9 protein-coding genes are annotated in these 11,677 nt (G+C 61.6%); 2 read left to right on the top strand and 7 right to left on the bottom strand.

The features are described 5' to 3' along the window. Window positions 1-24: 24 nt before the first annotated feature. The 3 genes from HJB84_RS04020 to HJB84_RS33960 form a co-directional block, all read right to left on the bottom strand. Window positions 25-2,334, bottom strand: a complete 2,310-nt coding sequence (locus HJB84_RS04020) for a PAS domain-containing sensor histidine kinase (protein ID WP_221115324.1) — start codon at window positions 2,332-2,334, stop codon at window positions 25-27. 191 nt (window positions 2,335-2,525) lie between these two features. Beyond that, window positions 2,526-5,174, bottom strand: coding sequence for an aminopeptidase N (pepN, locus tag HJB84_RS04015; protein ID WP_221115323.1), 2,649 nt, complete (start codon window positions 5,172-5,174; stop codon window positions 2,526-2,528). A 187-nt stretch (window positions 5,175-5,361) separates the two neighbouring features. Then, complete coding sequence (locus HJB84_RS33960; protein WP_221115322.1) at window positions 5,362-6,468, bottom strand: methyl-accepting chemotaxis protein; 1,107 nt, start codon at window positions 6,466-6,468, stop codon at window positions 5,362-5,364. Between the two features lie 337 nt (window positions 6,469-6,805). On the opposite strand from HJB84_RS33960, the gene HJB84_RS04005 reads away from it, so the two are divergent. Then, complete coding sequence (locus HJB84_RS04005; RefSeq protein ID WP_207583559.1) at window positions 6,806-7,744, top strand: DMT family transporter; 939 nt, start codon at window positions 6,806-6,808, stop codon at window positions 7,742-7,744. A gap of 245 nt (window positions 7,745-7,989) precedes the next feature. Continuing rightward, a complete protein-coding gene (locus HJB84_RS04000) occupies window positions 7,990-8,862 on the top strand; it encodes a hypothetical protein (RefSeq protein ID WP_207583560.1) in 873 nt (290 codons plus the stop codon). Here HJB84_RS04000 and HJB84_RS03995 read toward each other — a convergent pair whose 3' ends face one another. From HJB84_RS03995 to HJB84_RS03980, 4 genes are all read right to left on the bottom strand, one after another. Then, window positions 8,863-9,018, bottom strand: coding sequence for a hypothetical protein (locus HJB84_RS03995; RefSeq protein WP_207583561.1), 156 nt, complete (start codon window positions 9,016-9,018; stop codon window positions 8,863-8,865). It abuts the gene before it with no gap. 45 nt (window positions 9,019-9,063) lie between these two features. After that, complete coding sequence (locus HJB84_RS03990; protein ID WP_007626614.1) at window positions 9,064-9,255, bottom strand: hypothetical protein; 192 nt, start codon at window positions 9,253-9,255, stop codon at window positions 9,064-9,066. A 132-nt stretch (window positions 9,256-9,387) separates the two neighbouring features. Then, on the bottom strand, window positions 9,388-10,293 hold the full coding sequence (locus HJB84_RS03985; RefSeq protein WP_221115321.1) for a uracil-DNA glycosylase family protein: 906 nt from the start codon (window positions 10,291-10,293) through the stop codon (window positions 9,388-9,390). 68 nt (window positions 10,294-10,361) lie between these two features. Further along, complete coding sequence (locus HJB84_RS03980; protein WP_221115320.1) at window positions 10,362-11,654, bottom strand: Hsp70 family protein; 1,293 nt, start codon at window positions 11,652-11,654, stop codon at window positions 10,362-10,364. Between the last annotated feature and the right edge of the window lie 23 nt (window positions 11,655-11,677).

Below are 11,677 nucleotides of genomic sequence, written 5' to 3'. Positions count from 1 at the left end.
TGCATCGACGAACTGCGGCGTGCTTTAGACGTCGTCGGGAATGCGCAGCGAGATCACCGTGCCCACCGCTTCGCGGGAGCGGATCTTCATGCGGCCGCCATGCAGCGCGGTCAGTGAGCGGGAGATGGCAAGCCCGAGGCCGGAGCCGCCCTTGCTCTTGGCATACTGGCTCTGCACCTGCTCGAAGGGCTGGCCGATCTTCGCCAGTGCCGAGCGCGGAATGCCGATGCCGGTGTCGGCGATGGTGACGACGACGGCGCCGTCGACACGGCGTGTGCGCACCGCGATGCGGCCGCCGTTGTCGGTGAACTTCACCGCATTGGAGAGCAGGTTGAGCAGCACCTGTTTCATCGCCCGGCGGTCGGCCATCAGCGTCAGCCCGGATGAGATACGCTGGTCGATGACGATGTTCTTTTCAGCCGCAGGCATGGCGGTGAAGCGCAGGCTTTCCTCGATCAGCGGCACGAGATCGATGCGCTCGCAGTGCAGCCTGACGTGGCCGGCCTCGATCTTCGACATGTCGAGAATATCGTTGATGACGTTGAGCAGATGTTTGCCGCTGTCATGGATATCGCGGGCATACTCGTCATATTTCAGGCAACCGAGCGGACCAAACATCTCGTTTTGCAGAATTTCCGAGAAGCCGAGGATGGCGTTAAGCGGCGTGCGCAGCTCATGCGACATGTTGGCAAGGAATTCCGATTTCGCCTGGTTGGCAGCCTCGGCGCGTTCTTTCTCAGCCTGATAGTTGGCGTTCGCCGTTGAAAGTTCCGATTTCTGGCTCTCCAGCGTCTGGCGCGAGGCGGAAAGGTCGCCAATCGTTGCCATCAGCCGGCGTTCGGATTCGCGCAGCCGTTCCTGATGGCGCTTCATCAGCGTGATGTCGGTTCCGACCGAGACCCTGCCGCCGTCGCGGGTGCGCCGCTCGTTGATCTGCAGCCAGCGCTCGTCGGCAAGCTGCACTTCCGTCGTCCGTGAATAGCCGGAGCCGTCGGCATCGGAAATCCGCCGCTCGATGACAGGACGGGCGGCGGCAGCATTGACGGCCGAGCGCTCAGTGCCGGGCACGAGCACGCTGTCCGGCAAGCCGTAAGCCTGCTGGAAATGCGTGTTGCACATGACCAGCCGATCGTTCTTGTCCCAGAGCACGAAGGCTTCCGAGGTGCATTCGATGGCGTCGGCGAGGCGCTGGTCGGCTTCGGCGTAGCGCTGCGCGAGCCGATGCTGCTCGGTCACGTCCATGGCGATGCCGATCAGGTGCACGCGGCCGGAATTGCTGCGGATCACCTGGGCGCGGGCGCGCATCCAGACATAGTGGCCGCCGGCATGGCGCATGCGGAAGATCTGATCGACCTGACCGGAGTGGCCCTTGGCGATGGCGCGGGCGATCTCGTAAAGCCCGCCGTCATCAGGATGCATCAGCCGCGCGGCTTCACCGAAGCCCATCGTCTTGTCGGAACCCGGCAGGCCGAGCATGTCGTACATTGAGCGTGACCAGAAGAATTCGCGGTTCTCGAAATCGAAGTCCCAGAGGCCGCAGCGGCCGCGCGACAGCGCCGTCTCGACGCGCAGGTTCGATTCCAGGAAGATGTCGTCGGCGTCGCGGGCGCGCTTCACCTGCGTGTAATAGGCATAGAGAATGACCAGCAGGATCGAGGAGATGCCGGCAAACAGCGTAACGTTGAGGGCCAACTGCTCGCGCCAGAGCCGGCTGATCTCGTCGAGCGAGGTGGCGGCGACGATATAGCCGCCGGCATTGCCCATCAGCGTGATCTCGGCATAGTGCGGCACGCCGCCTATGGTCGTTTCGATGACGCCGGCGCGGTCGCCGAACCGCCGGATCGCCGAGACCTCGGGGAAAAAATCGCTGACATTGCTGCCGACATGCGAAAGCCCGGCGGTCGTCGCGGCAAAAACCTTGCCGCTTGCCTGTACGAGCAGCACGAAGGCGCCGCTGTCGAGCCGATCCTGCGGCAGGAACCTGGCGAGCCGGGCCTGCGCTTCTGCGATATCGCCGCTGTCGAAAATGTCTGATGTATCGGCAAATACCGCAGAGGCGGTCGCTGCCGACAGCGCGGTGGCATGGCGAGCCGAGGCTTCCAGGCGGGAGTATTCGCTGACCATGCCGAAGAAATGCGATGCGGCAACGATGAAGAGGAAGGCGACGATCAGCGCCGGAATGGCGCGCTTCAAGAGCAGCTCGGCCTTCGGCAGATGACGCAGAAGAGGTTCCGATGTCGCATGACCGGAAAGGCTGTCTCGCCAGGCTTTCAACCCGTCAAAATCGACACGCAGCCGTCCTCCGGCCACGGTTGCCCGCCGCACGTCTATCATCTCTTCGCCTTGTCCCTCGTGTGATTCGCGCGCCGCTCGCTCGAACCTGACCTAGAGAATCATGGGTGATTCGCCTTGTCCAGAGGCAAAGGTAAAAATCCGTTAACTATCTATGATTTCGTGCTTTTCGGGCGATTCGACTCGCTAGGCAACCGGTCGCCGAATTTTTCGCGACGACCGGTCGAAGCAAATTACCCTTTAAGCGTGCGCTCGACGATATCGCGCACGTCGGTCGAAAGAGCGGCAGCCTGCTCGATCTCGATTAGCGCCAAACGGGCGTGATCGGCACGTGCCGGTTCAAGCGCGCGCCAGGAGCGCATCGAAGTGAGAATGCGGGCGGCAAGCTGCGGGTTGCGTTCGTCGATATCGAGAATCTGACCTGCGAGGAAACGATAGCCTTCGCCGTCGGCGCGGCCAAAGCCGGTCGGATTGGCGAAGGCGAAGGTGCCGACCAGCGCCCGCATCCGGTTCGGATTGGTCCGCTTGAACAGCGGATCGTCCATCAGCGCGCGAATCCGTTCCAGGGTTTCCGCGCCCGGAATGCCGGCCTGGATTGCGAACCATTTGTCGATGACGAGCGCATTTCCCGCGAAGCGGTCGCGGAAGTTTGCCAGCGCCTCGTTTGTCTCCGCGCTGCCGGCGAAACGATGGGCGAGGATCGTCAGCGCATGGCTGAGATCTGTCATATTGTCGGCAGCATCAAAGGCGGCCTTGGCGCGGGCCGGCGTCTGCTCGGCATAGGAGAGGTAGGTGAGGGCGGTATTGCGCAAGGCCCTGTGGCCGGCGCTTTTCGCGTCCGGGCTGAAATCGCCCAATGTCGTCATCGCCGCGTAGAGGTCGGCAAAAACATCCTTTCCGGCATCGGCGATCTGCTTCAGAACCGCTTGCCGGCCGGCATGGATGGCATCGGGATCATTGTTGCCGCCGAGTTCGCGGGCGATATCGGATTCGCTCGGCAGAGCCAGCGCCTGGGCGCGGAAGGCAGGCTCGAGGCGCTCGTCGGCGGCCGCCGCAATCAGCGTCTCGACGAAGGTCGCCTCGCAGACGACAGGCTTGCCCTCGCGAGCGTCGCGGGCTGCTTTCAGGAGGTTCGGCAGCGCCAGATCGGTCAGTGCCTGCCAGCGGGCGAAATGATCGGTCTCATGGCGGGCGAGGTGGGCGAGATCGGCCGGGCTCTGATCGAAATGCAGGTTGATCGGCGCGGAAAAGCTGCGGTTGATCGAAACGACCGGCCGCGAGCCAATGCCATGAAACACCGCCGTCTGCGTGCGGCCTGTGAGATGCAGCACCTCGCCGGCATATTCCGCGCCGTCGACCGAGCGAGGCTCGATCTTGCCGCCGTTTTCGCCGAAGAGCGCCAGGCTGAGCGGAATGTGCATCGGCTCCTTGTTCGGCTGGCCGGGTGTAGCGGGCGTCATCTGTTCGAGCGACAGGGTGAAGCTGCCGGCGGCCGCATCATAGCTGCCCGATGCGGTGACGAGCGGCGTGCCGGCCTGATGGTACCAGAGCGAGAATTGCGTGAGGTCGCGCCCGCTTGCATCCTCGAAGCATTTGACGAAATCCTCGATCGTCACGGCCTGGCCGTCATGACGATCGAAATAGAGGTCCATGCCCGTCTTGAAGCCGTCCTTGCCGAGCAGCGTCGCGATCATCCGCGTCACTTCGCTGCCCTTCTCGTAGACGGTCGTCGTGTAGAAATTATTGATCTCGCGATATTGCGTCGGCCGCACCGGATGAGCGAGCGGGCCGCCATCTTCCGGGAACTGCTCCGACTTCAGATGGCGCACCTCGGCGATGCGCTTGACCGGCCGCGAGCGCTGGTCGGAAGAGAATTCGTGGTCGCGATAGACCGTCAGGCCTTCCTTGAGGCACAGCTGGAACCAGTCGCGGCAGGTGATGCGGTTGCCGGTCCAGTTGTGGAAATATTCATGCGCGATGATCGCCTCGATATTGGCATAGTCGGCATCGGTGGCGAGTTCCGGATCGGCAAGGACGTATTTGTCGTTGAAGACGTTGAGGCCCTTGTTCTCCATCGCCCCCATGTTGAAGTCGGAGACGGCGACGATCATGAAGATGTCGAGATCGTATTCGCGTCCGAACCTCTCTTCGTCCCACTTCATCGAGCGTTTCAGCGCGTCCATCGCATAGGCTGCGCGCGGCTCGTTGCCGTGCTCGACATAGATCTTCAGCACCACCTCGCGGCCGGACATGGTGGCAAACGTGTCTTCGACGACGCCGAGATCGCCGGCGACGAGCGCGAAGAGATAGCTCGGCTTCGGATGCGGGTCGAACCAGGCGGCGAAATGCTTGCCCGGGCCGTAGCCGGCGCCGCCGAGGAAGTTGCCGTTCGACAACAGCAGCGGGTTGGCGTCCTTGTCGGCGATAATGTTGACCGTGAACGGCGCAAGCACGTCGGGCCGGTCGGGGAAATAGGTGATGCGGCGGAAGCCCTCCGCCTCGCATTGCGTGCAGTAGATGCCGCCGGTGCGGTAAAGGCCCATCAGCTTGGTGTTGGCCTCGGGGTTGATGACCGTAGTGATCGTCAGCTCGAAAGGCACGCTCTCCGGCAGGTCGCGCACCGTCAGGCTTTCCGCTGTTGCGTCATAACGCGAAGGGTCGAGCTCCACCTGGTCGAACAGCAGCCCGGACAGCGTCAGCTCGTCGCCGTCGAGCACGATTGGCGCCGTTGTATCGGCGCCCGGGCGGCGATGAAAGATCAGGCGTGCCTCGACTTTTGTCTCCGTCGGGTCGAGTTCGAAGGTCAGGTCCACGCGTTCCAGCACAAAGTCGGTGGGACGGTAATCTGCCAGATGGATGACCTGGCCGGTATCTGTTCGCATGGTGTTTCCTGAAGACCGTTATTTGACAACCGTGGAATACAGAGGCGGGCGCACTCTGCTATAATTTTGCCGGGCATGATTACATTAAAGTCTGAACTAAAGTTAAAGCAAATTGCCCGCGAACACCAAGTTCACGGGCAAAATATCCTCTTCAGAACTGAAGGACGCGGCTGCTGGGCGAAAGGTGCTATTTTAGATTGAGTGCCGCCTTGATCGTCGCGTCGCTTTCCGTCCGCTGTACGACGACGCCGTACCAGCCGAGCCCGTCGTAATCCTCGTAGCCGAGGGTGCGCGCGAAAGCGACGATCGAGCCGTTATTGTCGTAGTAGCTGCCCTTGGCCCGGCCGGACGGATTGGCGAGAGCAAAATGGGAAAACAGCAAGGCGGGATTGGTGGTGGCGATCACCCGGCTCTTGCCGTCGAGCAGCATGACTGTCGTCCTTTCCGCCAGTTGCGGCGGCAGGTTCGCCTCTTTCTCGACGATCGCCTGGCCCTGGTTCTGCCAGTCGAAATAGACGCCGAGCGTGCCGATCAGCCGTCCGTCGAGCTTGCCTTCTTCGCGGATGCCGGTGGCATAGACGAGCGCATGCCTGTTGTCATGGATCGGGCTCGCTTTGACCTCGTCGACACTATACGCCTCGCCGGAGGCGCAGGCAGACGCCGCGCGGAACCATGCATCACCGGCAAGGCTCGTGCCGGCAATCTTGCGCTGGAACTTGGGATTGGCCGATGCGATCACCTTGCCCGAAAGATCGGTCATGACCAGATCGAGGTAGACGGTGTAGAAGCGGTTGATGGCGCCGAGACGCTCCGCCGCAAAGGCGACGGTTTCCCGATCCGGGTTTCGCAGCGCCTGCCAGAGTGCCGGGTCCGTCGCCCACCAGCGCACATCGGCCGTGCGCTCGAAAAGATTGCGGACAATGAGCTGCACCAGCGTCTGCGCCAGATCGGTGAGGCGAACGCCCTCCATCTCCTCGACCAGCGAATCCGCCATGGCGCGGCTGAGGCCGATGCGCCCGAGCACGTTGCTCTCGAACCTGCCGGTGATGTCGGTGGCGACCTGCGCCAGCCGCTGCACCTCGTTGGCAACGACCGCAAAGCCCTTTCCGGTCTCGCCGGCTCTTGCCGCTTCGATCAGCGCATTGATGGCGAGCAGCTTGATCTGCTTGACGATATTGGTGTTGTCGGCGCTGAAGCGCTCGAGGTCGGTGCTGATGCCGTCGGTGACAACGCGCATCGAGCGCGGCGTCGCATTTTGCGACTGGGCAATGGTTTCGGCGCTAAGCGGCTTCATCAAATGATCCTGGAAGGGGCGGGCAATCGTTGCAGGGCGAAGAAAATTTCGAGTAAGCAAAAACGATGCGTGCCTATGGTTTTCAATTGGTTAACACCGACCGGTCAGAGGTGAACATTTTGCGGCGAAATGGCTGAAGAGAGCAAAAAATCGACGCGAGGGCGCGCATCCGCACCGTCGGGCCTGCGCCGGAAGGTGACTTTGCGATTCTTCCACGCTGCTTGCGATTTTTTCGCCAATCGGGATTTTCTTCGCTACGATGGGAGACGTCATCTTCTGCGTTCCCGAGTCGAACGCGTCTCCCCGTTGCTGTTAAGTCGACAAAAGAGCAAGGATCATGCACGCGGTTCTCAAAAACCCGATGAGAGGCATTGCGCTGAAGGTCTCGTCGGTCGTGGTCTTCCTGGCCATGCAGACTTTCATCAAGCTGGCGGGCTCAGACATCCCACCCGGTCAGGTCACCTTCTGCAGGTCCTTCTTCGCGCTTTTCCCGATCATGGCTTATCTCGCCTATATCGGGCAACTGCGCGCGGCCTTCTACACCGCCAATCCGATCGGCCACCTCAAGCGCGGCACGATCGGCATCATGTCGATGGCTTTCGGTTTCTACGGCCTGCTGCATCTGCCGCTGCCGGAAGCGATTGCGCTCGGCTACGCCTTACCGCTCGTCGCCGTCGTCTTCGCCGCGGTTTTTCTCGGCGAGACCGTGCGCATCTATCGTTGGAGCGCCGTCTTGGTCGGCATCGTCGGCGTCGCCATCGTCTCCTGGCCGAAACTCACGCTGTTTCGTGACGGCGGCATGGAAGCCGAGCAGGCCGTCGGCGCGCTCTCGGTGCTATTTTCGGCCGTTCTCGGCGGCATGGCGATGATCCAAGTGCGTCGTCTCGTCGAGGAGGAGAAGACGGCGACGATTGTGCTCTATTTCTCGCTCATCGCATCGGTCTTCTCGCTGGCCTCCCTGCCGTTCGGCTGGCTCGTCCTGCCATGGCCGTCGGCACTCTATCTCGTCGCCGCCGGTTTTTGCGGCGGCGTCGCGCAGATCCTGCTGACGGAAAGCTACCGCCATGCCGATGTCTCCACCATCGCGCCGTTTGAATATACCTCGATCCTACTCGGCATCATCGTCGCTTATTTCGTCTTCGGCGACGTGCCGAGCTTTACCATGCTGATCGGCACTCTCATCGTCATCTCCGCCGGCATCTTCATCATCTATCGTGAGCATCAGCTCGGCATCGAGCAGAGGGAGGCGCGCAGAGCCACGACGCCGCAAGCCTGACGCTTGCAACCGCATGATATGAAGGCTTTTAAGGCGAATATCGCCGCTTGGGGAAAATTGCTCGCTAAGAGCGAAAAGAATGGTGAATTCTTGGGATATCGCTGCCGCACGGAATATGTTTGTTGAAGATGAGAGAGTATCATTTATTCGAAGCTGTGCATGTCTGAATGGCCGCTGATACCGGGGAAGCTTCCGGTATTGCTGCTCCGAACGCTGGCCGGCGCGCGGAGGTGGAGAAAAGCATAATGGCATTCACGGCGGAGCAATTGGCGGGGAACTGCTCCTTTCTGATGAGCATCCGCTTTTTGGCTGGGCAGATGCGCGGCATGTTCGATGCCGGCCCGCGCCTGGCGCGATTGCTCGCTTCGCATCAGCGCTGGCTTCTGACCCAGACTGCCTATGCCCTCAACCTGGAATATGACCCGCGCGACCCGACCTCGGGTTTCACCGCCGTTCGGCTGACCGGACGCATCACCGCGCATAAGGTGGCGAGCCGCAACACCGTTCTCGCCTTTATCGAAGAACTCTATACCTACCGCTTCATTGTTCACACGCCCGGCGACGAGCGGCGGCGGCCACGTCATTTCGAGCCGGCCGACGTCAGCCATCAGGCGATGTTTGCCTGGATTCATTCCAATCTCGGCGCGCTCGATCTACTTGACGGCGGTCGAAGGGCAGCGTTTTTTCAGTCAAACCCATCAATGATGCGGCTGGTTCAGCCGCGCATCGCCCGCCATTGCCTGGAAGATGCCGCCTGGCGCGAGCCGCCCGAACAGGTGGCGCTGTTCCTCTGGACGGAGGCTGGTGGCCTCGTCGTCGACAACTTCATCGCTCGAATGGATATGGAAAGCAGCGAGCCGGATAGATTTTCCGTCGGCCGCGTCGAAACCCGTGCGCTCGCCGCCGATTTCATGATGTCGCGCACCCATCTCCAACGGCTCTTGGCAAAGGCGGCGCAGCGCGGCTGCGTCGGCTGGCATGACGAACCACGCAAGGCGCACATTTGGATATCGCGGGATTTCGTCGAGCAATACTGCGCCTGGCAGGCGGTCAAGTTCGCCTATGTCGACGAAGCCTTCGAATGGGCAAAAGCCCAGATCGAGGAAATTGCCGTCTGATTACAGAACGATTGCCGCAACACTTGGTCCAATGCAGGGGGCGGCGTCGACCGGCTTGAGCGATAGCTCGCGCTCATATTCCCGCGCGGCTGAGACCGCGACGCGGATATGCTCGAAGGTTTCGATGTTGCGCAGAAGCGATATCAGGATCGTCATCTTTGAGTACTCTTAACGCAAAAGGGCAGGCGAAGCGCCTGCCGCTCAATATTGCTGGAAGTCCGAAAAAATCGCGTCGGGGCGCGCTGTGCGGCCGTTGATGCCGGTGCCGCGGGCGATCATCTGTTCATTCGCGGCAAAGCCGAAGCGGCTGTAGCCGTGAGTGGTACGAACTTGGTCGCCGGCGAGGCGAAGGGTTTCAAACCCGCTATGGATAGGACGAAATCGTTTGTTCATGGCCTTGGTTCCTGTGGTTCCTCCCAAGACACCACTTCATATTGCGGTGCAGCATTGATTCCGCAATGCGTCATGGCGGGATGCAGCCATGCGTAAGGCGCATGGATCGATTCATAATATATTCAACTTTGGCTAATTTCTAAGCAAAGAGAGGGACTTAAGCTTCGCTTGAAAGGCGAGCAGGTCATTCCAGGCCAGCCGCTTGTTGACCGGCGCGGTCAACAGATCCTGCGGATGCAGGCTGGCTATGGCAGGAATGACACAGTCCGCAGCGGCAATCTCCTTCCAGCGGCCGCGCAAGCCGTGGATCGTGTCGTTTTCACCGAAGAAGAAGCGGGCCGAAAAATTGCCGAGCAACAGGATCACCTTGGGTTCGGCCAGGGCGATCTGCCGTTCGATGAAGGGCCGGCAGATGTCCATTTCCGCCGCCGAAGGCGCACGATTGCCAGGTGGCCGCCAGGGGATGACCTGCGTCAGCAGAACGCTTGAGCGCGTCAGCCCAATCGCAGCCAGCATCTTGTCGAACAGCTGGCCGGATTTTCCCGAGAAGGGCACGCCTTCGCGATCGTCTTCGGCGCCCGGCGCCGAGCCGATCACCATGATACCGCTTTCGGCATCACCGCTGGCAAAGATGGTCGAGCGGGCGCTGTGCTTGAGGTTGCAGCCGTTAAAGGCTTCGATCGCGGTCTTGAGTTCGCTCAGGGATCGCGCCGTCTCGGCGACGAAACGCGCCTGCTGCACCGCTTCGCCGTCCGGGATCGCCGGCTGCGGGCCGGAAGCGGCGCGTTCGGCCGGGGCCGGGCGTGACGCTGTATTCGGACGCGGCGGTGTCCGGCCGTCCCGAGCGACAGGACCTTCCCCAGTGATGGGAGCTTGTGGCTGCGCCTGTGCCGCCGGGCGTCGGGCCGCCTTCATCGCCTCGAACTCGGCGAAGCGGTCGATCGCCTCTTCCTCCAGCAGCCATTCCACGCCGGCATCCGCATGGAAATGCAGAAGCGCTGCAAGCTCGGCAGGGGAAAGGTCGTTGGCGGAGATCATATGGCAGGTTTAGCGGAGAGACAGTGGCATTGGAAGGGCAGGCGACAGATTGCCCACCCCTGCCTGATCTATTGCACAGTCCATTGCGCGATGTCCTCGCGTTCGCCGATCAGCGCCAGACCGTGGGCGATCGACAACAGCTCGCCACCGCTTTCGATCCGGTCGCGCTCGAAACGCTCGGTGAAGATGCGGCGCACCGCCGGCACGAAGGAGGTGCCGCCGGTCAGGAACACCTTGTCGATCTCCCCGGGCTTTGTCCTGGTCTTGTCGAGCACGTCATCGAGCGCGCCTTCGATGCGGGCGAGATCCTCGGCGATCCAGCCTTCGAAGTCGCTGCGTCGGATGCTGCGATGCCCGCCGCGGCCGAGCGGCGCGAAATCGAAAGGTGCTTCCTCCGCGGCCGACAGCGCCATCTTCGTCGCCGACACCGCCTGATAGAGCGGGTAGCCCTCGTCATGGTCGATGAGATCGATGAAGATTTCGAGCTTTTCCGGCTCCAGGCTGGTGCGCACCAGCTTCTTCAGATCCTCGAATTCGCGGGTGGTCTTGAAGATCGACAGCTGGTTCCAGCGGCCGAAGCTGGAATAGTAGTTGGACGGGACTTCAAGGATCTTGTCGAAGCTTTTGAAATGGCTGCCCTTGCCGATCAGCGGTGCAACGATGTTGTCGATCATCCTGTAGTCGAAATGGTCGCCGGCAACGCCGACGCCGGAATGGCCGATTGGCGTTGCCGTCAGCTTGCCGGCGGCCGTCTCGAAGCGGATCAGCGAATAGTCGGTCGTGCCGCCGCCGAAATCGGCAACCAGCACTGTCGCATCCTGCTTCAGGTTCTGCGCGAAGTAGAAGGCGGCGGCGACCGGCTCGTAGACGTAGTGGATTTCGGGAAAGCCGAAGCGCGACAGCGCCTCGTTGTAGCGTTGGGTCGCGAGGTCAGGATCGGGGCTGGCGCCGGCAAAATGCACCGGCCGGCCGGTGACGATGCGGCTGACATCCGAAGGCCAGTGGTCGCCGGCGTAATTGCGCAGGCGCCTGACGAATACCTCCATCAGATCCTCGAAATTATGCCGCTTGGCGTAGATCAGCGTGCCCTGGAACAGCGCGCTTGCCGCAAAGGTCTTGATCGACTGCAGAAAGCGGCATTCGCCGGGATTGTCGATGAACTGGCGGATCGCCGCATGGCCCGCCTCCACCTTCAGTGCTGAAGCGCCGAGTTGCGCATCCTTCATGAAGGAAAGTGCCGTGCGCATGCTGTCGGCCGTGCCTTCCGTGCTCGTGAACGCCATCGAGCGCGTTGCCCCGCCATCCGCCATGGCGAGAACCGTATTCGTCGTGCCAAAGTCCAAACCCAGCGCCTGAGCCATGCCCGCACCTCTTCATGCCGATT

Source organism: Rhizobium sp. NZLR1b (assembly GCF_019685155.1).
In the GTDB taxonomy this organism is placed as follows: Bacteria; Pseudomonadota; Alphaproteobacteria; order Rhizobiales; family Rhizobiaceae; genus Rhizobium.
Note: the sequence above shows the minus strand (reverse complement) of the source record. Positions and strands in the feature narration are given on the sequence as shown.

Bases quoted from the DNA above. Each gene is read 5' to 3' on its own strand.
- HJB84_RS04020 (WP_221115324.1), bottom strand. From the start codon at position 2,334: ATGATAGACGTGCGGCGGGCAACCGTGGCCGGAGGACGGCTGCGTGTC.
- pepN (WP_221115323.1), bottom strand. From the start codon at position 5,174: ATGCGAACAGATACCGGCCAGGTCATCCATCTGGCAGATTACCGTCCC.
- HJB84_RS33960 (WP_221115322.1), bottom strand. From the start codon at position 6,468: ATGAAGCCGCTTAGCGCCGAAACCATTGCCCAGTCGCAAAATGCGACG.
- HJB84_RS04005 (WP_207583559.1), top strand. From the start codon at position 6,806: ATGCACGCGGTTCTCAAAAACCCGATGAGAGGCATTGCGCTGAAGGTC.
- HJB84_RS04000 (WP_207583560.1), top strand. From the start codon at position 7,990: ATGGCATTCACGGCGGAGCAATTGGCGGGGAACTGCTCCTTTCTGATG.
- HJB84_RS03995 (WP_207583561.1), bottom strand. From the start codon at position 9,018: ATGACGATCCTGATATCGCTTCTGCGCAACATCGAAACCTTCGAGCAT.
- HJB84_RS03990 (WP_007626614.1), bottom strand. From the start codon at position 9,255: ATGAACAAACGATTTCGTCCTATCCATAGCGGGTTTGAAACCCTTCGC.
- HJB84_RS03985 (WP_221115321.1), bottom strand. From the start codon at position 10,293: ATGATCTCCGCCAACGACCTTTCCCCTGCCGAGCTTGCAGCGCTTCTG.
- HJB84_RS03980 (WP_221115320.1), bottom strand. From the start codon at position 11,654: ATGGCTCAGGCGCTGGGTTTGGACTTTGGCACGACGAATACGGTTCTC.